Source organism: Paenibacillus sp. CFBP 13594, assembly GCF_014842675.1.
GTDB lineage: Bacteria > Bacillota > Bacilli > Paenibacillales > Paenibacillaceae > Paenibacillus > Paenibacillus amylolyticus_B.
On record NZ_JACYVQ010000004.1, the window covers coordinates 107864 to 132494 of the forward strand.

Sequence of the window (24631 nt, forward strand, 5' to 3'; positions counted from 1 at the left end):
GCCAGTACATTTTGACAATATGACTGCATAAAAAAGGGGAGGTTTTCATGTTATGAAAGCAACAAAAAAGAAAGCCGTAGCTGTCTTGAGCACACTGGCACTGGTGACTGGTTTGCTGGCAGGATGCGGATCAGACGAGGGTCAGGCTGCCGAGGGCGGCGTACAAAATGTGTCTATAGCCATTGCACAGGTGGGTGACGTGCCAAGCAAGGGCAATGAAGTTCAGCAAAAGATTGAAGCGTATACCAATACCAAACTGGATATCCAGTGGATTCCGGCATCGGCCTACAATGACAAAATTAACGTGATGATCGCTTCAAGTGATATGCCGAAAATTGTGAAAGTGCAATATAACCCAACGGTGACCAGCGCGATGCGTAATGACGTGTTCTGGGAAGTGGGCCCATTGCTGAAAGACTACAAAAATCTGTCGGCACAGAATGAGCGTTTTTTTGACAACATCAAGGTAGAGGGCAAAATCTATGGGGTTCCTGTTTTCTCCGATATTGCGCGAGCTACCGTGATCTATCGCAAGGACTGGTTCGAGAAGCTGAATCTTAAGGTGCCAACCACACCGGATGAATGGTATGAGACGATTAAAACACTGGCAACCTCCGATCCGGATGGAGATGGTCAGGATAATACGTTTGGACTGATGCTTTTCAAAAAATACAATGAGGACCAATATTCCTTCACGACGCGCCTTGGTGTAAGTTTTGGTGCACCTAACAAGTGGAAGGTCGAGGAGGATGGCAGCTTCACGCCGGAATTCATGACACCGGAATATATGCAGGTACTGGATCTGCTGAAACGTTTGTATGACGAGAAACTGCTGAACCAGGACTTTGCCGTATTCGACTCTACGGAAGCGGAGAAAAAGTATGATTCCGGTGTTGTGGGTATCCGTGTTGGTGTTGCGCAGAACGGAAAAAGTCAGCAAGAGCGTTTGTCCAAAAACAATCCGGATGGTGTGGTAGACATCGCTGGTTTGCTTGGAGCGAACGGAGATCGTGTTGCAGGACAGACGGGTAATTCAGGAATTCTGGCATTTCCTAAATCAACGGTGAAATCCGAAGAAGAACTCAAAAACCTGCTCTCCTTCCTGGATAAACTGATGGACCCTGAGATGGCGACCCTGTTGATGCGTGGTATGGAAGACAAACATTACACCAAAGTGGGCGAAGATCAGGTGGAGATGAGTGACTTCGATGCATTCCAGCGTGAAGTGAAGCCTTACCGTGACAACCTTCCTTATGTCGAAGGGTATAACGTACCGAAATTGAAGGATACCGAACTGGGTGAAAAAGGTACGGCACTTGCCAAGGAACTTGCGGAGCACGCTGTGCCAAACCCTGCGCTGACGTTATATTCTCCAACGTATGGTGACCGTGGTGCGGATCTGGATCAGGTGATTGCCGATGCACAAACCAAATACATTATGGGCAAGATCGATCAAAGTGGCTGGGAAAAGGAAATCGAGAATTGGGGCAATGCGGGTGGAAACAAGATTCGTGAGGAATATGCCGAAGATTACAAAAAACAGGCTCAATAAAGAGCCGGAAGCGGAGGCTTGATCATGAAGGAAACACTGCAACTCACATCGGTGCGCATGGCACAGCAATTCATGGAAAGTTATCGCAACCATGAGCTGTACTCTACTTGGCATTATGAGAATGGCTGCTTACTGAAAGCGCTGGAGGAGCTATATACGCACACGGGGGAGCAAAAGTATTTTGACTACATCCGTGAGCTGATGGATCATTTTGTTCAGGAAGATGGCTCGATTCGCTCCTATACGATCGAGGAGTATAACCTGGATCAGATCAATCAGGGAAAATCACTGTTCCTGCTGCATGAGAAAACGGGTGAAGAAAAGTACCGCAAAGCTGCTGATTTGCTTATGACTCAGCTCAAGGGACAGCCACATACGAGTGAAGGCGGGTTCTGGCATAAGAAGATTTACCCTTTCCAGATGTGGCTGGATGGATTGTACATGGCTACTCCGTATCTGACCCAGTATGGCGCGGTGACGGGTGACGAGAAGTGGTTTGACAAGGCGGCTCTACAGCTTTTGCTGGTGGAGCAACGTACACGTGATCCGCGTAGCGGTCTCTTGTACCATGCCTGGGATGAGAGCAAAGAACAGCGTTGGAGTTCGGGAGAAACGGGCTGTTCTCCACATGTCTGGAGTCGGGCGATGGGCTGGTATGTGATGGCGGTTGTAGATACATTAGATTATCTACCGGTAGATCATCCGCAGCGCGGGCAGATTGTGGGCATCTTCGAACGGGTAGCAAACGCACTAGTGCATGTACAGGATCAACAGACCGGATTATGGCCACATCTGCTGGATCAGCCGGGACGTGAGCGGAACTATCTGGAGGCTTCCGGCACCTCAATGTTTGTCTATGCATTGGCCAAAGGTGTACGTAAAGGATATCTAAGCGGCAAGTTCAAAGCGGTTGCGGAAAAAGGGTATCAGGGTCTGGTGCGGCATCTGCTGCAAACGGACCGTGAAGGCGTGCTGTCCTTGACGCAGTGTAACGGCGGAGCTGGTCTTGGAGGAAGCCCGTATCGTGACGGGTCCTATGAGTATTATGTGACCGAGTCCATTCGGATCAATGATCCGAAGTCGGTTGCTCCGTTCATTTTGGCGGGAGTGGAGATTGAACTGGCGTAATGCTGGTTCTTCTTTTTAGAACACTTATGATAGCGCATACATGGTTAGTTTGAGTAAAGTGAGGCAAGATTGCTGAACAATTTGGCTATCAAAAAGGAGAGATGGTTCATGAGTCCAAAAGGTCCAATGTCCCGTTTAGGCGGAATCGTTGTAATTGGTGCAATGTCCGCTGGATTGCTTGCAGGTTGCGGGGGAGAAAAAGCGCCTGCTGCAGGGGAAGGTAAACTTCCCATTTCCATCTCTTTAATGCAGGTAGGTGATATACCGGCCAAGGAGAACGGGATTGAAAAGAAAATTGAGGAATATACCAATACGGATGTCAATGTACAGTGGATTCCGCAGTCTGCTTTTGATGATAAGGTGAACGTGATGGTTGCTTCAGGCGAGATGCCAACCATTATGCGTGTGAATTATGTACCGACCACATTTAATGCCGCCAAAACAGGACTGTTCTGGGAACTGGGGCCTTACTTGAAGGATTATAAAAACCTGTCTGCCCAATCCGAAGCTTATTTTAACAATATCAAAATTGAAGGCAAGGTCTACGGTATTCCGAACTTCCGGGATATTGGACGGACTGCGATCGTATATCGCAAGGACTGGTTTGATACATTGAAGCTGGATATACCCAAAACGCTGGATGACTGGTATGAAGTGATGCGCTCTATTCGTAAGGATGACCCGGACGGGAATGGTAAGGAAGATACGTACGGCGCACTGCTTTTCAAAAAGTATAATGAGGGTGTCTCTTCCCCACTGACGAGGATCGCTGTAAGTATCGGTGGCGTTAATAAATGGGGAGTGGACGATGCCGGGAAACTGACACCGGAGTTCTTGACCACCGAATATGTGGATACGATGAAGCTCTTCAAGCGTCTGTTCAGCGAGGGACTGATCAACAGTGATTTCCCTGCCCTGGACCCTTCTGATGCAGACAAAAAAATGGATTCGGGCCTCGTTGGCATGAAGCTGAACGGTGTGGCTCAGAACGGAAAATCTTCTCAGCAACGACTTACGCCAAATGCTCCGGATGGAGAGATTGATGTAGCTCCGTTCCAGGGACCCGATGGTATTCGCATCGCCGGAGAGCCTGGGAACTACGGAATGCTGGTCATTCCGAAAGCATCCGTTACGGATGAGGAGCAGTTGAAGCAGGTTCTTACGTTCCTGGACCAGTTGATGGATGAGGAACTGAGCACGTTGCAGCTCCGTGGGTTGCTCGATGTGCACTATACCAAGACGGCTGATGGGAAAACCGAACTTAAGGATTTTGACGCTTATCAGCGTGAAGTGAAGCCATATCGGGATAATTTGTTAAGCATTGAAGGTTATAATGTACCTGAACTGGTCGATGTTCCCATTGGAATGAAAGGTACAAAGATGGCGCGTGAGAATGAGCAATACGCCATCGCTAATCCGGCACTCACATTGTCTTCGGCAATCTATACTGAGCGTGGTCAGGAGCTGGATCAGATGATCTGGGATGCGCAGACGAAGTACATTATGGGTAAAATCGATGATGCAGGTTGGGAGCAGGAAATCGCAAACTGGAGAAAAGCTGGTGGTGATCAATTGATCACGGAATTGGAAGCATCCTATAAGGAATTGAACGGAAAATAAAGCTGAATGAAATAAAAAAAAGGTTGATCAATTGGAATGATATGGTTTATTCTATGAGAGAGTTCTTTTTCCAATATCATAAGAAAGACCACACACCTTAAAGCATAAGGCTATGAATCTGCGGATTCATGGCCTTTTTTTTGTTTTAAGCGAATCAAGTGGGTCTATGGAAGGAGCGTTGCACGCCTTGATGTGATGGGGATGGACGAAAAATAATACCAATAGCCTAGTGCGACATGGTAGAATATTGATTATTATGTCAAATTTAGGTTTTGGTTATGAAGAGAAGTGACTAGGTTGACCAAGTAAAGCATCCCCATACTAAGGTACATAGGAGCGTGAGTAGATTGAAGAAGCAGATTGAAGGACACGAGAAGAAGAAAAAACGGAATGTTTGGATCGTCGGGTTGGTAACGACAGCTGTATTGGCAGTAGCACTATTACCGATTGGCCCCGTACATTTGACGTCAACAGCGAATGCGGCGTCGGGAACAAGTGACAATGCCCTTAGCAAGTTCAAGGATATCAAGGGGCATTGGGCTCAAGCCACAATTGCCAAAGCTTATGAAAAAAATCTGATCTCTGGTTACCAGGACGGAACGTTTCGTCCCAATGGCAAAATCACGCGTGGGGAATATGCGACAATACTCGCTTGCGCGACTGGACTAGAGAAGGTACAAGGGCAGAATCCCTTTGCTGATCTCAAGGGACATTGGTCTGAAGCGGCGGTTAGCCAGCTTGTAGGACAAGGATTCATTAACGCGGGCGATTACGCCAAAGGCTTCAATCCAAATGCGGAGCTAACGCGTTACGAGATGATGAAATGGATTGCCAATGGACTGATCAAGTCCGGAGCCAGCTTCCAGGATGCGTTTAATGACACAACAAATACGCTACTTCCTACACCAGAAGTGAACCGCGGCACCATTCGTGCCGAGCAGATTCCGTATCTTGCCCTTGTTCGTGGGACTGGCATTGTGGGGGGCTTCCAAGATGGCACATTAAAACCCGCGGATTCCACCACACGTGCAGAAGTATCGGCCATTTTGCTGCGTTATATGGACGTGGAGGGCACGGATGCCGGGAAGTATAGTGACCTGAATGAAATGAGAGAGGTCGGCACGACGGGTACGAATTTAACGACAGTATCAAATTACAAATATATTAAAGGTAACTTCGGAAATATAGTTAACACAGAGTACACGTTGAAAAATAATGTGGGGGTCGTAAGGTACCATAGATTTATCGTAGTGGATACCCGAGGGACTAAGCCCAAGGGACTGTACGCCTCGTTATTTGTAGATCAAAATAACTTGACTAGGGCACAAGGGGGGCGCTTCTCTACCTATGCTGAGATAACGTTTACTTCAAAACTTGATAAGTCAAATCTTTTAACTGTTGCTAGAGCGAATGATAATATAGCTATTCCAATTCAACGATTATTTAACGCGAGCTATTTGAAAGAAAAAGGGTTTATTACTTTACCAGACGATTCAAACGCAATGTTGAAGCAAGGGGTATCTTCCAAATTTTGGTCATCACATACTCTGGATCCTGTAAAGGGAGGATATATGTTGAAGAATGATGCTGGTAAAGAAGTTCAAATCTATCAATAGAACTTTTGGTGGTGTTTAAATTTAATATTAAACGTTATCTATTAGGCGGTTTTAAAAGTTTATATAGAATCTTAGTGATTATATTTATGATATTACCAGTCTATTACTGCACTTTTGATACTCTTAAAGCTAATGCCGTAGAAGAACAATATGGTTCCAAATCCATGAAAGGGCCAGCAGTAACAGTTGATGCAAACCCAACTCAAGGAACACCGGGAGTTTACTGGTATCAACTTGATTCAGGAGAATTTAGGGCAGAATATCAAGGCACACACAAAGATGTGGATAACGGAGGAACTGACTATGATGCATACCCTGTGAAAACAGAAATTCCTGATAATGTTGATATGAGTAGATGGCCGCCACTAAGTTGGAAGCCATATAGAGGTATAGGAATTGATAAGGAAATGGTAACTGATATTAAGCTAAAGAACGATCCTGATGGCGTAAAATATCAGCAGGTAAATAGTTATGAAGGAATAGGCAGTCCAAGAGTTACAAGTGAAAAAAATGCGGATCTTAGAACATATACTGGAAAAGGGTTTGAGTTCTTTGAAAGGGAACCTTATGGGACTAGGCCAGGAAATAAACCCAAATATAAGATGGTATACCACACCCCTGTTAGCATCTACTGGGAAGGTAAGATTCACGAAGAGAAAGAAATCGATGTAACTCCAAATAAAACCCTTACCCTAGGTCAAACCCAGCAGATGGAAGCCTTGGTGAAGACGAAGGGTTATGGTGCGGCAGCCTTTGGTGAAGGCATCGACGTGTCCCGAAGAGAAGCAGAGATCAAATGGTTTTCTTCTGACGAGACAATTGCGAGTGTAGAGTTGAAAACAGGGATGTTAAAAGCCGAGAGTCCAGGTACGGTCACTGTGCGTGCGATCTGGAACAACGGTACCTACCTGATTTCGGATACTGCAACCATAACAGTCACGTCGGAGCCAGGACTCGTGGTGAATCTGCCGAATGCTTGTAAAGCCAATACGACACCTCTACAGGCAGAAGCCGTTCTAACCAAACCGGATCGCACCGTTCATAAACTGACAGCTCATCCCAAGTTGACGTGGCAGAGCTCGAATCCAGCTATAGCCACGATCGGCGCAGACGGCAAAATTACGACAAAAGGGATCGTGGGCAGCACTACCATTAAAGCCCATTTTCTTGATTCTACCCAACAACTGGATGAACAAGGGACTCAGGTGCTTGAGGTGAAGGACTGCACGAATAATGGAGAAGGTGGTAATGATGGCGATCCGGGGGGCGATCCTGTGAACGCTTGCTCTGTGACCATCAGCCCACCTAGTAGAGGCACGGTTATCGAAGCATCGGTTATGGACCCATCTGTTCGAGGTGTGTTGAAGGCAGACGAGCGTGGATCTGAGAAGTTCGATGTTACCCGTGGTATTCCAACTTCGGAAGATCTCTATGCCAATGTCTTGGCCAAGGAATATCTGTTTCAGCACCGTTGGGTTAACATGACAGGAACGGTGACTTACACGGTTCCTGTGAAAAGGGTTTATCATAAAACCTGGACGATTCCGGGAAGAGCGTCTAGTGGTGAGGGAGATCCAGGAACACCTCCTGAGCCCAGAGAACTTGACGTCCCTGGGGATAAAACGATGCAAGTAACAAGGACATATAGCTATTGGCAGATCGATAACCTGGAGGTATACAAGTTAAATGAGGCCAAAGTATCTAACTATGCACTAGGCGGTTATGGTGACACCGTGACCCTGATGCCCAATGCATATACACCGCCGACTCTGCAATCGGCTATGGATACTGCGGTTAACACTCATGTGAAACCTGCGCCATGTCAAGAAATTGATCTTGGCATCCAAGGGGTTCCAGGTGGTTCCGATGAACCGCCTACGCCAGATGAAACGTCATTGTTTCAATCTGAAGCTGAAGCGAAGGTTAGAGAGAACACTGTAAATAACGATAAGGTAACCTTTAATGGGGCGACGATTATGGACCCCGCTCCAGTAGCAAAATCAGCTCCGCAACCGGGAACTATCCCCCAGCCTGGCATGATTGGAGATGATGTTCTGTACCAGAACCGTCTGACGATCAAAAACACATTGATGAACAAAGCTAACCAGCCCACCACAGGTGAGATTACGTATGGACTGCTCCCTGGCAATGTTAACGGTGGGCAGGATCAGAAGTTTCCCATTCTGGGCATCAACTCGGTGACAGTACATACTCCAGTTGTGAACTATGCCTGGGTATCCGATGATCAGCCGCATAACCAGAAGACTACGCCTGATCCGACCAGAGCTGCACTTATTTTAGAGCGTCCGTTTATTGTACGAATCCCAACTTCAGGGCAGCATCTGGATGTAGCGAGTCACCCTGGTTATGGAAACCATGATTATGCGAAATATTTCCGGATCAAACAGGTTCGTTTCCCATTCGATGTTTATAGTGCAGCCAGAAGCCAGTTCATCCCGGCCATGACTTGGGTGGATATTCCTGTAAATCAGTTGGACACCCCTTTTTATCTTCCTGTATGGGTAGATGAAGGGAATTACCAGGTTGAGTTTCGAAATATCGCCGAAAATGCACCTGAAAACTTCACAGAACAACAGGATGCGAACACAAATCTGACCCATCATGTCGCAGCAGATACCGTGGTTGTAGAGGTTATCGGACGATTATATGATTTTCACATCACTGATATTTCAGACTACAACTGGGAGAACGTGTTCCGTAAGCGGATGGGCAGCCCCGAACCAACGGGTGTGAGCTACTGGACCGGAGGAAACAGTATCGACGGAGATCCCCGAGGTAATTTGGCACCCTATGTCCTGCCAATTCGTCCCGGCAGTCATCCGGTACAGGGGTTCCGAAATGCTGCAGTGAAGACGGGTTACCATTTCAAGTTTGATCTGAAAACCAAGGGTAATATGTTTGGCAAACAGGATGGTATCCGAATCACGCCGACGTTCTCTTTTGTGAGTAAAGATGGCACCACCAGGCAAGAAGTGGATTTATACTACCATCGAGGACAGGAACGACTCATTCGTATTGGATCGGCACAAGATTTAGAAAAACGTTTTGTTGTCCTGAACTCACGATTGCGGAATGTTCCCGGTACGGAGTTAGGTGATACAGCGCGCTACCAGTATACTTATGAACTGTCGGAGGAGGAACGCAATCAGGGTACAATGGAGGAACATATGGTTCGATTTGTGGATCAGACCTCTCATCATAAAACGTGGGTAGGTCGGTATAACTGGATGATTCTTCCTTCACAGATCCGCACACTCATTGGCCCAAAAACAGATATTCCCTCCATTGTTAATGTGGATCGGGCGAATGCAGCGATTCAGCGCTGGTATGGGGAATATAGCTTGCCAGCGGATGTATATGCTGTACCCAAAGGAACCGATCTCGAATCGCTTGCCAGACAAAACCGTTTGGATGACAAGGCAACGGTATTTCTGAAGGACGGTTACATTGCAGTTAACTTCAATATCGAAACTTTGCGCAGTGGCAATACAAATGCACCCCATCTGCAATATATTCATGCACCGTTGATGAATCAATGGCAAATGGAAGGTTTTGATTATAGTCCGGTAGATAGTCAGGGGAGAAACTGGCCGATGCAAGATGGGGACGTGGTTTTGTACCACGCCGATCAATCCAGCCGGAATGATTTCCAATCCCAGGTACCTCATTAGAGAGATTTCGTTTATCCATAAAGAAGGCAGATGTTATGTGAATCTACATGACGTTTGTCTTCTTTTGTGTAATTGGGATTATGGTTGGGCAGCAGAACGGGTATAAAGGGTAAGGAGCACTCGTTCCAGCCATATTCATTAATTTTCTCAACGAGAGGGGAACAACCACATGATTGAAGAGGGTAAGCAGGAACTATTGATTTTAGAAGATACATACAAAGGAAGAGATTTAGGTGTCACATTAGAAGCACAAGTCTGTCGCTTCAAAGTCTGGTCACCGTTAGCCGTTCAGATGGAACTACTTCTGTATCCACCTTTGACAGGGGGGACCCCGGAGGATGAGCCCAATCAACGGAAACAGCAGGCGTTACCTATGCAAAAGAAAGAAGAAGGCATCTGGGTTCTGGAACTGGAAGGTGATTTAAGTAGCTACCGTTACATGTACAAGCCTACTTTCGAAGATGGACATTCAACTACTGCTGTAGATCCATACGCACGAGCAGTGACCATGAATGGAGAAATGGGTGTCATTGTCAGACTGGAGCAGACTCATCCGAAGGGATGGAGTGAGGATATTCGCCCGGAATTGACCAGTCCTGTGGATGCAGTCCTGTACGAACTGCATGTACGTGATTTTTCCATTCACCCATCGTCGGGAATAACGAATAAAGGCAAATATATGGCTTTCACCGAGACGGGTCTGCTTGATTCGGAGGGCAACACATTGGGAATCGATCATTTGGTTGAACTCGGGATTACCCATGTGCATTTGCTACCCGTATTTGATTTTGCGACGGTGGATGAATCCAGAGTAGATGGTGATACGACGGATTCCTCCAACTATAACTGGGGATATGATCCGCTCCATTATAATGTCCCGGAAGGTTCATATGCATCACGTGCAGACGACCCGGAGACACGAATCCGTGAGTTCAAATCCATGGTGCTTGCCCTTCATAACAAGGGAATAGGTGTCATTATGGATGTGGTATATAATCATACGTTTGATACGGCAGGCAGCTCTTTTGAAAAACTTGTACCAGGGTACTACTACCGTCAAAACGCTGATGGGACCTACAGCAATGGTTCAGGTACGGGTAATGAAGTGGCTACTGAACGCGCCATGGTTCGCAAGTTTATCATTGACTCGGTCCGCTACTGGGCAGAGGAGTACCATGTGGACGGTTTTCGCTTTGATCTGATGGGCCTGATCGACACCACTACGATGAAACAGCTTGCAGCGGAGTTGCACTCCGAAGTGTCACCTTCCATATTGTTATATGGTGAACCATGGGGCGCACTGGATTCGCCGCTTGGAAATGATATGACCCTAAAAGGAACGCAGCGCGGAGCGGGTTTTGCTGTGTTTAACGATAATTTCCGCGGAGTGATCAAGGGAGACAGCGATGGCATGGGTACGGGATTTGCGACGGGTGCGGACGGAAAAGAAGACGAATTATGGACTGGCGTCCGGGGAGCTATTCAGGATTTTACGGATGGTCCATCCGAGACGATTAACTATGTAACTGTGCATGATAATCTCAACCTGTGGGACAAAGTCGCACGTACACAAGGACTTCACGATACCTTGAATTTCCTTACCTATGACGAGGATGGAAGTATTCGTGGATGCCAGAGTGTGGAAGAGGCAGTAGAGAAGGCTAAGCCTTACCTGCAGATTGATCCGGAACACATTCTGGAGAATGAGACCGTTAGGCGTTGTCTGCTTGCCAACGGTATTGTTCTAACCTCCCAGGGTGTTCCTCTGATCGCGGCTGGAGATGAGCTGCTTCGCAGCAAATATGGGGACGCCAACAGCCATCAGAGTGGAGACGTGGTCAATGCCATACGTTGGGAGCAGAAGAAGCTGTTCAAGCCGGTGTTTGACTATTATCGTGGGCTGATCCGTCTTCGGCGAGAACATCCAGCCTTTCGGCTTCGTACACGGGAAGATATTGAGAAACATGTTCGTCTAATCGAAAAAGGTAATGGGTTGTTGGCATATGAATTGAACGGTACAGTAGCCAAAGACTCGTGGAATCGCATTGTTGTGATCTATAACGCGGCAAAGGAAAACCGTGACATCCCTGTTCCCACAGGGACATGGAATGTGATTGTAGAAAAAGGACAAGCAGGCGTTAATACGATACGTACCATACAGGACGGACAGGTACATGTGAAAGGGTTATCCCTAACGGTGATGTATTCCAATTCCTAATGAACGGAATGCTTGCCGAGAATTGAAGGGTACCAACAAACCATTAGTAAAATTGCTAACAAGGACACGTTCAAGGTATCCAATCCATCGAATTTAATCAAATAAATTGAGATAAAACAAATCCCCCTTTTCCGTAAGAAAGGGGGATTTTTTGATGCGTCAGAAACCATTGCCTTGGTCGCAGGGCTATACATTGTCATGTCTGGAACTTTTGTATGCTATGCACCTGTTGGTGTATTTTAATCTCAACCCAATGACATCCTGTAATTTATTCTTGTATATTCCAAACTTTTATTTGTCAGGACAGGTACAAATGCTGTCAATCTATGGCACTTGTTTTCATATCCTATATTTTGAAAGCGATTGCTAATTGAATACTCGAATCGAACCGATATGTTAGTACAGACAACCCCGGGTTGACAAACAACGTCCCACTCCGTAACATCGGGACAACACGAAAACAATGGATATAAAGGCGGTGGGAACGATGCCGGAATGGACTTCTTTTTGTTACGAAGGCAACGATCTTGGCTTAACATATACTCGTGCTGCAAGTACTTTTAAATTGTGGGCACCTACGGCACAACGGGTTTATATATTGGTTTTTGAAGATGAAGGGCATTACAACGATAGTGGTAAAGTACAAGATCATGAGAATGGGCAGGAACATACTCTGACGCGCGATACGTACGGAATATGGAGTCTGAAGCTCAGCGGTGATTGGGCAGGACATTATTATATGTACCGAATTATCCATGATGATCAGCGGATTGAAGTCGTTGTTGATCCTTACGCGAGAGCGGTAACGGCTAATGGGCAACGAACGGCTATTATAGATCCTGAGACCACCAATCCGGTCGATTGGGACCTGGATGTCAAACCTGCTTTCCTGCGTCCTGTCGATGCCGTGTTATATGAGTTACATGTCCGTGATTTCTCCTCAGACCCACATGCAGATATTCCGTATAAGGGAAAATATCTGGCATTCACGGCATCCGGCCTGACGGATCAAGCTGGCAATAGTATTGGTGTAGACCATCTTGCCGAACTGGGAGTCACTCATGTACATCTTCTGCCTGTGGCGGATTATCAGACGGTGAATGAACTCGCTACAGCGGATGTTGGTTCGAATGTCAAGGCACCATACAACTGGGGATATGACCCGCAACATTATAACGTTCCCGAAGGTTCCTACGCTACCGACCCTCGTGATCCGGCAGTTCGAATTAAAGAGCTCAAATCACTTGTACAATCGCTGCACAGACAAGGCATTCGCGTTGTATTTGATGTTGTCTATAATCATACGTACAGCGTGGAAGAAGGGCCGTTTGAACGGATTGTACCAGGCTATTATTACCGTTATCGGGAGGATGGCACCCTCAGTGATGGTTCCGGTGTAGGCAATGAATTGGCGACTGAGCGTCCGATGGTGCGAAAATATATTGTGGATTCTCTCCGATATTGGGCAGAAGAATATCATGTGGACGGATTTCGATTTGACCTTATGGCTCTGATTGATACGGAAACGATGAATGAGTTGACACGCGAATTGCGGGAGCATATCGATCCGGCATTTCTGATCTATGGGGAACCTTGGACGGGTGGAGATTCACCTTTGGACCGCAAAACATTAAAAGGAACCCAGCGAGGTCAGGGATTTGCAGTATTTAATGATCATTTTCGCAGCGCAATCAAGGGCGATAGTGATGGCAGTGGCAGAGGGTTTGTCACGGGTGCCGGAGGGCAGGAATATGAGATTCTCAGAGGATTGGCAGGAGCACTGGATGATTTCACATCTTCACCTGTGGAGGTTGTCAATTATGTAACTGCTCATGACAATCTCAATCTGTGGGATAAAATTGCGACAACAATGAACCTTAGGCATGAATTAGGATTTCCCGTATGGAAGGACGGACAGCCCGTGGGTGGTGGGAGTGCTGAGTCCGCTGTAAAAGCAGCAGATCCTTATCGGTATGTGGATGCAGATGATGTTTTGGATCACGAGATGGTTCGTCGCTCGTTACTGTCTTCCGGTATTTTGCTTACTTCTCAGGGAATTCCGTTTCTGCATTCAGGGGATGAGATGCTCAGATCCAAAGCCGGTGATCATAACAGTTATCGGAGCGGGGATGCGGTGAACGCCATCACATGGGCCAATAAATCACGGTTCAGACCGGTGTTCGACTACTATCGTGGTCTTATTCACCTGCGTCGCACACATCCCGCTTTTCGTATGATTGATGCTGAACAGGTACGAAATCACCTTCGTATAATTCGTGCGGATGGCAATGTGGTTGCCTTTATACTTCAGGATGGTGCGAATCAGGACACCTGGAATCAGATTATGGTCATCTATAACGGAACGGAACATGAGCAGCATGTGGACCTGGGGGAAGGGGACTGGCATGTCGTAGTCAATGATCATCAGGCAGGTACAGATCTGATCGAAACTGTTCGTGGTACTGTGCAGATAGAACGATGGTCATTAATGGTACTGTATGACACAGAGCGAGCTGGAGGCGCTGAACCATCAACAGTGGAGATTAGTTTTCCTCGCCAGGTATATAGTCCTAAGGAGTCCACTCAACTACGAGCGATCGTACGGGACAGCATTGGCAATGTGGTGGAAAAAGCTCCAGTTACCTGGACTTCTTCTGATCCAGATATTCTTCAGATCCAGCCTGATGGAACAATCCATGCACTGGAACGAGGGGAAGCTTTGATTACAGTCCACTGTGGGGACATAACGGCAAGCTGTATGTTACAAGTGGATTATCGTCATGCTGAACGAATCGAAATTGTGGGCGAACCAGTCATGTACATGACTCGAATCAGTCGCTTCCGTGCCTTGGCCCTTGATCAATTTGGTCAGCCGCTTCAGGATTCGAATGTACGCTGGAGCTCTTCTCATCCAGAACTTGCAGCGGTAAGTGCAGCAGGGATCGTACGTGCGATGACACCTGGAGTAACCCATATTATTGCTGAAGCTGGAGGAATTCGGGCAACGCTTGCCGTGACGATTCATAAACAGATTTCGCGAACGGTCACGCTTCGATACGAACGGGAAGACCAGCATTATGAAGGTTGGGATGTCTGGGTGTGGGGCACAGGTATGGAGGACGGAGCAGTACGGCTGGAACAAGTCGGAAATGCCGCCGAAGCCCGTTTCCGGGTTGCTCCGGGTCTGCATCACCTGGGATTGATCATTCGATTGAACGAATGGGAAGCTAAAGATACGTGCGGAGACCGTTACGTGGACATTGTACCTGAAGACGGGGATGTACACATTATTGTCCGTAGCGGATCAGACGAGATGCAGATCATTCGTGAAAGCGAAAAAACAGAGGATCGTAATAGCGCATAGTTTCTTTATGTATAACGTCGAATGTAGTTCGTCAAAACCTTGATAAATCAGCAGTTGGAAGAGATTCCGACTGCTTTTTTGCTCTGATTAGAAGCCGCATAACTTGCCAAAAAATAATTAATTGTCCTGTTTCGTGTTTGAGATCCTCTATCATTGGGGTAAATATAGATATGGCCCACGATTCGGCCAAAGGAAAAAAGACCATTATGGTCTATGAGATAAGCCTCAGTGCTTTCCAACAAATATAATGTAGTGATCCCTTGAAGGAGGATGTTCAATCATGAAATCCAACGGAAAAATGGCTCAACTTACAGCAACGCCAAGAACGGAAAAGAAAGGTGCAGCACTGCGCCTGTTAAGACAAGGCGGACGAGTTCCCGCAGTCGTTTACGGCCCGGGACTTGAAGGTGCTTCAATACATGTAGATGAAAAAGAAATGCTGAAAGTGGCACGCACAGGCCGCTCCGAAATGTTCAACCTGAATCTTGAGGGCGGTAGAACGCTTCCGGTGCTGATCAAGGATCAGCAAGAGCGTAATGGACGTTTGCTGCACGTAGACTTCCTGCAAATTTCCAAGAACAAGCCAATCAGCGTAAGTGTATCGATCGACTTCCAGGGTACAGCGGCTGGCTCGAAAGCTGGCGGTGTATTCCAGACACAGGAGACACAGCTGGAAGTAGAAGGATTGCCTGCGGATCTGCCAACATCCATTGAGGTGGATGTCAGTGGATTGGACATTGGTGATCGCTTGACTGCTGCGGACATCAAACTGGATAAAGGTTTGACACTTGTAACATCACCTGAGTCCATCATCGCTTCTGTCATGCCGCCACAAGCGGCTGAGGAAGAGCCAACGGCCTCTGCTGAGGAAGCTGATTCGGCAGCTGAAGAAAAAGCTACAGAAGAATAAGCCAAGCTACGGGATCTTGCCAGATCTCATGCTTAACCAAAGCCCAGTCCTCGTGACTGGGCTTTTTTTATTTTCCGAGCAAGAGAGTTCAATAGGCACATTGTTCGCATGAAAAATGAGAATGTACTACAATACTGTTAAAGGGTAAGAAAGTAGGTTTAATTCAATGTTTGATCCAACGGTGTATGACAATCTGAAAGTCGGGTTCGAGAATTATCTCTATGATATGGATAACCTGGATGAACGTATTCAGATTACGGGGCGTAAGGATCGGCTGGAGATGGCAGTGATGTCCAGAGAATTCACATTACAATTCTGTCTCAGGGATCGCCCGGAAGTAACAGGGGAAGTTGTATTAAGCAGTTCCCTTGAGGAGCTTGCAGCGGAGATCCTGGAGACGCCTGGTGCGAGTCCGGGTTGCCGCTTGGAGCTACGATTCAGTATGCTTGTGAAGGATCCTGAGAAGCAGTGCCCGGTTATTCGTCCGATATTACAGAAGAGCTGGCCTGAGCAGAGGATGTGCCAGAACATCCAATATATCTTTGATGAACAGCCAATCACATATAACCTTACGGCACACGTACATTTTGACCGCAGTGTGAATGAAGACCAGATGGGGGACATTCCTGAACTCTGTGAGCATATGGCAAATGTGATGAATCAATTATTACAGTTGCATAACTAGCAATTCCGAGAAAAGCCTTGTCTCTTTGGTGAGATTAGGGCTTTTTTTGTATTATTTTTAGAAAATTGTATAGGCTTTCAGGCTTAGGTTTAAGGTCTTTTGGGTTAATGTTTTACGCAAGCGAGTAAGAGAATGTATATTAAAAGGGGGTAAGAGTGCAATTGGACTATACAAAAATGGTGAAATTGCGAAAATAATATTGGGACTAAAGATTTAGTTCTGTACTAAAGGAACTAGTTTTCCTTGCCGATAAAATATCGAAGGGGAGAAACTACATGACAGAGAAATTAATTCGTCTGCTGCGTATACTTCAGGCTATACAAGCAAATCCTGGAATTTCGGCCAAGGAATTGGCGCTGAAATGCGGTACGACTGTACGCACGATTTATCGTGATCTCCGGATTTTGGATAGGGTCGCCCCGATTATGAATGAAGGATACGGCAAAGGGTACCGATTTATTGGTGAGTTTGCGATGTATCCGTTAGATTTTACTGAACAGGAAGCAATGGTTTTCTCCTTGCTCCCGTCCGTAGTTGATACCTCCAAGTTACCTGCTGAGTTTGATTCAGCGTTTGACAAGGTTATGTCGGCTCATACCAAATTAAAATCAAGAAACAGTGACATTGTAGAGAATATTGCGGGAATTATTCGGATGGGCACGCCAGCTTATCGTGAGGAAGGAAAAGACCCTAATTTGCTGATTCCCATTATCGAAGCTATTCTAAGCCAGCAAACCATTCGTACTCAATATCATACGCTGACAAGAAATGAGATCACAGTCCGGGATATCGATCCCTATTATCTCATTCCACGTGATCAACGTTTTTATTTGATTGGATACTGCCATTTGCTGCAAAAAGTTCGATTATTTCGGATCAGCCGTTTTTTGGATGTGACACGAACAAATGCCGGTTTCGACAAGGGTGATTTCAACATAACGCAGTACATGAAAAACACATGGTCTATTGACCGTGGAGACGAGCATATCCATTTCAAGGTAAGATTCTCTGAGAAAGTGGCCCCCTACATAAAAGAAGAAGAAATGTTTGTTCGCCCGCGAATGACGAATATGTCGGATGGGGGATTGTTATTTGAAGTGACACTGAATAGCAGCAGAGAATTTTTGAAATGGTTGTATCAATTTGGGCCCGAAGCAGAGGTACTTGAACCTCGTGAGTTTCGTAGAGAGATACGCAGGCAACTTGTCGAGTGGTTGGAACATTATGAAACCGATGTATCATTGTAAAAAATTTAATCATGGAGAAATACAGGAAAAGGAGCAGGTAATATGAGCACCAAATTATTCGCAGCTATGTATGGGATGGACCACTACCATGGAGTACAGGCTTTACATGTGGGGGATACCGTGTATCTCGTCAAAGATCCAGATAATCGTTTGGATTATCAAGCAATTAAGGTTGTTATTCCACCGATTGGAGCCGTAGGTTATATCGTTAATGATCCGCTGGTCGTACCTCATGGATGTTGGGTCGGGACGGCATTCTACGATGTGTTTCATCAACTAACGTGTGCCAAAGTACGATTCATGATGAGAGATATGGTGATTATGGAGTTAATTGAGATGAGTCACATTCCTGTTCCGCAGATGGATTCTTTGATTAAGGGATGGCAATTTCGTGAAAAAGCTTGATCATTGTAACAAAAGAAGGCTCATTTACGGATGAGCCTGGTATAGGTCGCTTCCAGATGCATGGCTGTTCTTGCCCAACTGAAATATGCCCTTGCGCTGTCCCGGCCAGCCTTTCCTAACTTCTCGGCAAAAGTGGGATTGCTTGCAAGTTTGTACAGGTAAGAGGTGAAACGTTGAGGGCGCTTATAAGCAGTGACAAGGTATCCATTGATACCTGATTCAATAATCTCACGAATACCTCCGTTATCCGAAGCAATAACGGGTAATCCTGAAGCCATCGCCTCAACATTAACCAGGCCAAAAGCTTCATGTTCTTGAGACGGACAGACCAGACAATCCACTGCCCGATACAACTGATCGATGTGCTCATGGTTTATCTGACCACGGAAGGAAACATGGACCTTTTGTTTTTGGGCAAGTTCGCGAAGTTTACGCATGTAATACGGAGGTCCTTTGCCTGCAACAACCAGTTGAACAGGCATCTGTTTCTGAAGGAGGGCAGTCGCACGAATTAATACGTCTACACCTTTTCCAGGGATCAGCCTGCCGACATACAGAATAGAGAATGGTTTCGTTACTCCAAATTGTGTACGCAGATGAATCTGTTCTTCGCTGGATTCAACAGGTCTGAAGCGGCTTAGATCTGCACCCAATGGAACAACACTCATTCGGTGTTTTACCAACGGAAATCTGCGGCCTAACCTTTGTCGCAGGGAATGACTGTTGACGGCAATCCAATCCGCTTTTTTCATTAATGTGAGTTTGGAAGGTCCGGGCTGAGCAAACGTTAATGAGTGAAGATAGAGTACAACGGGAGTGCGTGGAAAAGCTCGTTTGATGGTAGCCATACTTCGTGGCCTGTTATCCACTTGAATTACATCATAGGGTTGCTGGGATAACAAACGTATGACTGCTTTGGTGTACATGACAGGACTCGAAGCAGGGACACGTTGAATGGTGATCCCTTCGATCTGTTCTGTGGCGGCGAGACCTTTCATTTGACGACTTATAATGGTTACCTGATGGCGATGGGCTAGTTCACGAGCGATGCCCAGGATACAGATTTCCACGGAACCATTACCGGGCAAAGGCAATTTCTCGGGTGCAACCATAGCTATTTTCATGATCCGGCTCCTCCTTGTCCGACATCTGTAACAATCTTCGTCATATATCTTATGAGAAGTTAAAGCATTTGGCTCCTGCGAAAGGGTAGGTGAATCACCCATATAAGCGAGCAGGAATAATCTGCTGCTTGGCATTAAGCGAGATATTCAGCTTTTGTGATATACTGTACGGGAACAATTGAATTCGTTACATGTATAAAAGCAGGAGGAAAATAATGTTACATTCTACGCTGGGGCGCTTCCGGCTGATGTTGTGGTTGCAGGGCATTTCGTACGTGTTGTTACTTTTTGTTGCTTTTCCGTTGAGAGATGCAGGGATTATGCCGCAGGCTGTCACATGGTTTGGAAATCTGTACGGTTTTTTGTTTTTAATGTATTTGTTATTTATGGTGACTATGTACACCTCACAGAAATGGCGTCTGCGTCGTCCAATTGCTCTGTTCTTTGTTTCTTTCATTCCGCTGGGGAATATGATCTACGATGTTGTCGTATTCCGTAAGCTGTATCGTCAACTAAATAAAGCTTGACTTTATTTAACGTTATGAAATATGATGAGTACAGGTTAAACAACCCGTTCCAACTAAAACTACATATTCCTGTTAAAGGGGAGTAGCTTTTACAGTAAAGTCGTCAATTCGGGATCATATCCCCGGCTTTATTGGCAGCAATTTTGTTGTTAGCGAGACCTTTACCAAGTTTTCATGCTCGGTAAAGGTCTCTTTTTGTGGATATAAAAGGACCTTACCAGTGATGGTAAAGGTCCTTTTTTTTGTACATCATAAGAATATTAAGGAGGAGTCAATGTTGGATGTTTCATTATTATTAGAATATGGGTGGGTGCTTGCTGTCTTAGTGGTCCTTGAAGGATTACTCGCAGCAGATAATGCATTGGTACTCGCAATCATGGTTAAACACTTGCCTGAAGATAAGCGCAAAAAAGCGTTGTTCTATGGTCTGATGGGTGCATTTGTTTTCCGTTTAGGTTCATTGTTCCTGATCTCTTTCCTCGTCGATGTATGGCAGGTGCAAGCGATCGGTGCCCTGTATCTCCTGTATATTTCGATTAACCATATCGTTAAAAAGATACTGGGTAGTCGCAATAAGACAGATGAAGCAGCTGATTCAACGCCGAAGAAACCGAAAAAACAATCCGGTTTCTGGATGACCGTTTTCAAGGTCGAAGTAGCGGATATCGCATTTGCAGTTGATTCCATTCTGGCTGCTGTTGCTTTGGCGGTGGCGTTGCCACCAAGTGGATTGCCTCCAATTGGCGGACTCGACGGTGGACAGTTTATCGTTATCTTCCTCGGTGGATTCATCGGGCTTGTGATCATGCGTTTTGCAGCCTCATACTTTGTGAAATTGCTTCATTCCCGTCCAGGACTTGAAGTTGCGGCCTTTGTCATCGTAGGTTGGGTAGGGGTTAAGCTGGCGGTTATTACACTCGCACACCCTTCATTGGGTGTTCTGGATGAGCATTTCCCGGAAAATAAAATTTGGAAATTCGGATTCTATATTGTACTGATCACCATTGCGGTATGTGGTTGGTTCCTGTCTTCCAAAGTTCCTGAAAAAGAAGACGAAAATCCGGTTGAAGAGTTAGAAAAACAAGCAGGACTGTAATAATCATGTTACGCTAACAACATCATTATTATTTGGAAAACAGGAGATTGTCCTAGGACAATCTCCTGTTTTTGTTTACATATGCAATCTACACCATGGACCAATTTCCAAGAAAAGGGTTGACACATGAATTCTAGTCCCCTTAATATAAGACTAACATTAACGAAGGGAGGCCGAGAGACATGATGCTTGGTTATGATTTGATTCAAACAGGGCGCAACGTAGACACAATAGCATATCCGGCTCATCGTTTCATTGGCCTCATACGGTCGACATAGGGGATAGGCATATCGTTTAGCAGGTTTTATAATCGATATGCGTTCTTCGCTTATATTATAGCGATGGATGACAGACACACAGCATGTTTATGCTGTTCTGTTCTCCGTTATTGTCATTCAGTAGAAGTCATGGGCGACTAGCCTATGGCTTTTTTTAATATTTATTTTACAGATGAATCAGCAAACCGAATTTGCTGAACGTACAGGAAGGAATAATACACTTTTATGAATACAGAATTTAATTTATTTACTAATCCAAATGAAATCGCAGGTGGCTACCGGCATGAAGTAAAATTGCCTGCAGGCGACCTAACCGTATATGCGGCGCAACAGCTCTTCTCCTCACTCGATTACAAGGTATTCGAGATGGCAAACAATAATCTGCAGATTCCGGGAATCTCTTATATGAGTTACACGCCAGACGTACACGTCGGTGTAGGTACATGCATTGGAACGACAGCCGTGTGGGATGCGCAGAGCGGATACGTTTCTCCCTCCATCGTCGGCAGTGACATCGGCTGTGGCATGCGAGTGCATATGACAAACTTGCACAAGGACGAATTGAAAGACATCAAGCTCCGCCGCAAACTCGTCAAGGCCATTGAGAAAGTATTGCCGATGGAGGCGAACCAGCGAGGTCATTACTCGGATATCAGACTGGAGCATATTGTTCGTAAAGGACTGCATGGTTTACCCAAAAAGTATATTCCCGACAGCTATACACCGAAAAAATCAACCGCGATGACACATGTGGAAAGCAGCAAGTTCAGTTACGATGAGGATGTGTTAAACCACGTTCCTGATATGACATGGCATCGTTCGCATCGTCAGCTCGGAACACTGGGTGGGGGGAATCATTTTGCCGAGATCCAGGCGATTGAGATCGCTGAAGAGAATCGTGAAATTGCCGAAGCTTGGGGATTGTATGATGGACAGGTCGTGGTCATGATTCATTCCGGCTCTCGTGCATGGGGTGGGTATGTAAGCCAGACGAGTTCGTCAGCGATTGCCAAAGTCATGCAGCGGCTTAACCTAGGTACATCCGATCCCAGACTGGTATTTGCTCCACTGGAGCATGCGGAAGGTCGTCATTATGTGAACATGATGTATTCTGCATTGAATTACGCTGTTGTCAATCGTCACCTGATTGCGTATGCTATTCGCGAAGCATTCCGGGATGTGTTTGGCTCCAAATGTGAATTTCGTACGTTATACGATCTGATGCACAACTATGCCTGGGAGGAATCTCACGCAGACCAAGGTTCTGTTTTTGTGCATCGCAAAGGGGCGACACGTGCGTTGCCGGCAGGTCATCCGGACAATCCAAAGCCTTATCTGGCAACAGGGCATCCGGCGCTTATTCCCGGTTCCATGGGAACTGCTTCATATATCATGGTAGGTCAGCCGCAGGGTGCTGATAATTATTATTCAATATGTCACGGTGCGGGTCGGATCCGTTCACGGACGGCAACAAAACGATTGATTAGCGTGGAAGATTTTGCTACGGCACTGGGTGTGGGTACAGAAGATGAGATCGTGGTAAATCAACGCTCACTTGAATCCATTATTGATGAATCACCTCAGGCTTATAAAAATGTAGATGAAATTATAGACAGTGTTACCGGCGCAGGCCTGGCTCAAGTTGTAGCCAAATGCAAACCGCTTGTAGCGGTAAAGGGAGCGAAATAATGACAATAAACGAAAAACAAACAGATCCAACCCAGGCGATCTATACCTATGACGAACAACATGATACCCGAATTCGAGTGGAAGGGTACGCCATCTATTCAAGGCTGATTCGTGGAATCAGTGAGGCGCTCCTTCAGCGCTATGGAGTTGAGTACAAGCTTTATGCCAGTTCTGATCCGAACAATGAATACTGGGAGTTACTCCGGGAAGATCTGCAAAATGGCAGTGACGAAGTGGAGTTGGTAGCCCGCATATTCGAGGATCTGGAACTTCAGACGTTGCATTACGACGATGATGGAGATGTACCCACTTATGGTGTGCATTACTCCATTCGTAATAACGTATTTGCTTATCCGAAATGGGGCGTAGCACTTGTGCGGGTTCCATTTTTCCGAGAGAACGGGATCTACAGTGAAGACTTTGTCTTTGCCATCGGTGATGAGGAGATGAAGCAATTTCTGGGAAGTGTCCGGGAACGGGAACGTCAGCAAAATATGAAAAAAGTAACGGTCTACACCGATGCCCGTAATGGTAGCGATCGTCATGTCGAATCCATCACTCGCTCCGTGGGAAGAGAGGATGTTGTTCTCTCTGCACAGATCAAGCAGGATATTTTCCGCTCGCTGGATCAGTTCTTCGAAGCGGATCGTTCCTTTTACAGAGATTATGATATTCCGTACAAAAGAGGCATTTTATTGTATGGGCATCCGGGGAATGGTAAGACCACGTTGGTGAAATCCATTGCGGGAAGTATCCCGGGACCGGCTGCGTATTGGCAGATTACGGAGTATACCAACAGTGAATCTGTGCGTGAAGTGTTCGAGGCTGCCAAGCGGTTGGCACCGATGGTACTGATCATTGAGGACATCGATTCGATGCCGGATGAAGTCCGTTCCTTTTTCCTGAATACACTGGATGGAGCTACGTCAAAAGAAGGCATTTTCCTGATCGGGACAACGAATTATCCGGAGAAAATAGATCCTGGCCTCATGAACCGTGCTGGGCGGTTTGACCGAGCTTACGAAATTCCGCTGCCAGATGAAGCGCTGCGCCTGCAATACTTGCGCCAACGAGGCTTCACCGTATTTGCGAGTGAAGAAGGCACAGTAGAAGCAGCTCGTCTGACCGACACGTTTTCTCTTGCACAGCTAGGTGAGTTATATGTGAGCGCTGCGCTGGAATGGCATCAGAATGGACAGACAGACATTGTGAAAGTCATTCAGTCGATGCGTGGCGAGCTGGACAAGAGCCATAAACATACTTGGCTGGCGCAGCCAGGTAAGGGCCGTGCAGGCTTTTATTGATCAGACCTAACCCATCAACCTATAATATGACGCAATTTTATAAATAATCCTACCTCAATTGGTGATACTAACCTTGTCTGCTCTAACATACAATGACTTTCGGGAGGTACATAACGCAGCCCTGAGCTGGTGAGATGCCGGAAAGTAACGCGATCTGTTCCATACCTGACTAAGGC

16 protein-coding genes are annotated in these 24631 nt (G+C 46.2%); 15 read left to right on the forward strand and 1 reads right to left on the reverse strand.

Translation table 11 applies throughout. The features are described from left to right. The first annotated feature begins 52 nt into the window (after nt 1-52). The 11 genes from IFU39_RS14305 (at nt 53) to IFU39_RS14355 (ending at nt 18437) form a co-directional block, all read left to right on the forward strand. The gene (locus tag IFU39_RS14305; RefSeq protein ID WP_091020388.1) at nt 53-1552 is read left to right on the forward strand and encodes an extracellular solute-binding protein; all 1500 of its coding nucleotides are present in this window, start codon (nt 53-55) and stop codon (nt 1550-1552) included. A gap of 24 nt (nt 1553-1576) precedes the next feature. Beyond that, nucleotides 1577-2680, forward strand: a complete 1104-nt coding sequence (locus IFU39_RS14310; protein WP_105601783.1) for a glycoside hydrolase family 88/105 protein — start codon at nt 1577-1579, stop codon at nt 2678-2680. A gap of 108 nt (nt 2681-2788) precedes the next feature. Continuing rightward, nucleotides 2789-4300 (forward strand): extracellular solute-binding protein, encoded by a 1512-nt coding sequence (locus tag IFU39_RS14315; protein ID WP_105601781.1) that lies wholly within the window; start codon nt 2789-2791, stop codon nt 4298-4300. Between the two features lie 347 nt (nt 4301-4647). Beyond that, nucleotides 4648-5916 carry an S-layer homology domain-containing protein gene (locus IFU39_RS14320; protein ID WP_192133273.1) on the forward strand — a complete coding sequence of 423 codons (1269 nt, stop codon included), beginning with the start codon at nt 4648-4650 and terminating at the stop codon, nt 5914-5916. Nucleotides 5917-6518: 602 nt separating this feature from the next. Next, the gene (locus IFU39_RS14325; protein ID WP_244660985.1) at nt 6519-9608 is read left to right on the forward strand and encodes a DUF5704 domain-containing protein; all 3090 of its coding nucleotides are present in this window, start codon (nt 6519-6521) and stop codon (nt 9606-9608) included. A gap of 169 nt (nt 9609-9777) precedes the next feature. Then, on the forward strand, nt 9778-11826 hold the full coding sequence (gene pulA / locus IFU39_RS14330; RefSeq protein WP_105601776.1) for a type I pullulanase: 2049 nt from the start codon (nt 9778-9780) through the stop codon (nt 11824-11826). A 487-nt stretch (nt 11827-12313) separates the two neighbouring features. Next, nucleotides 12314-15190, forward strand: a complete 2877-nt coding sequence (gene pulA / locus IFU39_RS14335; RefSeq protein ID WP_105601775.1) for a type I pullulanase — start codon at nt 12314-12316, stop codon at nt 15188-15190. A gap of 280 nt (nt 15191-15470) precedes the next feature. Next, nucleotides 15471-16100: a 50S ribosomal protein L25 gene (locus IFU39_RS14340; RefSeq protein WP_192133275.1), complete on the forward strand. Its 630-nt coding sequence runs from the start codon at nt 15471-15473 to the stop codon at nt 16098-16100. A gap of 166 nt (nt 16101-16266) precedes the next feature. Next, on the forward strand, nt 16267-16785 hold the full coding sequence (locus IFU39_RS14345; RefSeq protein WP_105601771.1) for a hypothetical protein: 519 nt from the start codon (nt 16267-16269) through the stop codon (nt 16783-16785). A 275-nt stretch (nt 16786-17060) separates the two neighbouring features. Continuing rightward, nucleotides 17061-18032 carry a helix-turn-helix transcriptional regulator gene (locus IFU39_RS14350; RefSeq protein ID WP_091020373.1) on the forward strand — a complete coding sequence of 324 codons (972 nt, stop codon included), beginning with the start codon at nt 17061-17063 and terminating at the stop codon, nt 18030-18032. A gap of 42 nt (nt 18033-18074) precedes the next feature. Beyond that, complete coding sequence (locus IFU39_RS14355; RefSeq protein ID WP_091020372.1) at nt 18075-18437, forward strand: HIRAN domain-containing protein; 363 nt, start codon at nt 18075-18077, stop codon at nt 18435-18437. 20 nt (nt 18438-18457) lie between these two features. Here the strand turns inward: IFU39_RS14355 and IFU39_RS14360 are convergent, their stop codons facing one another. Continuing rightward, a complete protein-coding gene (locus tag IFU39_RS14360) occupies nt 18458-19561 on the reverse strand; it encodes a glycosyltransferase family 4 protein (protein WP_105601770.1) in 1104 nt (367 codons plus the stop codon). Between the two features lie 215 nt (nt 19562-19776). Between IFU39_RS14360 and IFU39_RS14365 the strand changes: the two genes are divergently transcribed. The 4 genes from IFU39_RS14365 to IFU39_RS14380 all read left to right on the forward strand — a co-directional run bounded on the left by IFU39_RS14365 (nt 19777) and on the right by IFU39_RS14380 (nt 24455). After that, the gene (locus tag IFU39_RS14365; protein WP_179198676.1) at nt 19777-20088 is read left to right on the forward strand and encodes a DUF3817 domain-containing protein; all 312 of its coding nucleotides are present in this window, start codon (nt 19777-19779) and stop codon (nt 20086-20088) included. A gap of 277 nt (nt 20089-20365) precedes the next feature. Continuing rightward, a complete protein-coding gene (locus tag IFU39_RS14370) occupies nt 20366-21184 on the forward strand; it encodes a TerC family protein (protein ID WP_036617064.1) in 819 nt (272 codons plus the stop codon). A gap of 503 nt (nt 21185-21687) precedes the next feature. Next, nucleotides 21688-23151 (forward strand): RtcB family protein, encoded by a 1464-nt coding sequence (locus IFU39_RS14375; RefSeq protein WP_076212337.1) that lies wholly within the window; start codon nt 21688-21690, stop codon nt 23149-23151. Continuing rightward, on the forward strand, nt 23151-24455 hold the full coding sequence (locus tag IFU39_RS14380) for an ATP-binding protein (RefSeq protein ID WP_192133277.1): 1305 nt from the start codon (nt 23151-23153) through the stop codon (nt 24453-24455). The genes IFU39_RS14375 and IFU39_RS14380 overlap by 1 nt, the downstream gene beginning before the upstream one ends. Nucleotides 24456-24631: the final 176 nt, after the last annotated feature.

Bases quoted from the DNA above. Each gene is read 5' to 3' on its own strand.
- IFU39_RS14305 (WP_091020388.1), top strand. From the start codon at position 53: ATGAAAGCAACAAAAAAGAAAGCCGTAGCTGTCTTGAGCACACTGGCA.
- IFU39_RS14310 (WP_105601783.1), top strand. From the start codon at position 1,577: ATGAAGGAAACACTGCAACTCACATCGGTGCGCATGGCACAGCAATTC.
- IFU39_RS14315 (WP_105601781.1), top strand. From the start codon at position 2,789: ATGAGTCCAAAAGGTCCAATGTCCCGTTTAGGCGGAATCGTTGTAATT.
- IFU39_RS14325 (WP_244660985.1), top strand. From the start codon at position 6,519: ATGGTATACCACACCCCTGTTAGCATCTACTGGGAAGGTAAGATTCAC.
- pulA (WP_105601776.1), top strand. From the start codon at position 9,778: ATGATTGAAGAGGGTAAGCAGGAACTATTGATTTTAGAAGATACATAC.
- pulA (WP_105601775.1), top strand. From the start codon at position 12,314: ATGCCGGAATGGACTTCTTTTTGTTACGAAGGCAACGATCTTGGCTTA.
- IFU39_RS14340 (WP_192133275.1), top strand. From the start codon at position 15,471: ATGAAATCCAACGGAAAAATGGCTCAACTTACAGCAACGCCAAGAACG.
- IFU39_RS14345 (WP_105601771.1), top strand. From the start codon at position 16,267: ATGTTTGATCCAACGGTGTATGACAATCTGAAAGTCGGGTTCGAGAAT.
- IFU39_RS14350 (WP_091020373.1), top strand. From the start codon at position 17,061: ATGACAGAGAAATTAATTCGTCTGCTGCGTATACTTCAGGCTATACAA.
- IFU39_RS14355 (WP_091020372.1), top strand. From the start codon at position 18,075: ATGAGCACCAAATTATTCGCAGCTATGTATGGGATGGACCACTACCAT.
- IFU39_RS14360 (WP_105601770.1), bottom strand. From the start codon at position 19,561: ATGAAAATAGCTATGGTTGCACCCGAGAAATTGCCTTTGCCCGGTAAT.
- IFU39_RS14365 (WP_179198676.1), top strand. From the start codon at position 19,777: ATGTTACATTCTACGCTGGGGCGCTTCCGGCTGATGTTGTGGTTGCAG.
- IFU39_RS14375 (WP_076212337.1), top strand. From the start codon at position 21,688: ATGAATACAGAATTTAATTTATTTACTAATCCAAATGAAATCGCAGGT.
- IFU39_RS14380 (WP_192133277.1), top strand. From the start codon at position 23,151: ATGACAATAAACGAAAAACAAACAGATCCAACCCAGGCGATCTATACC.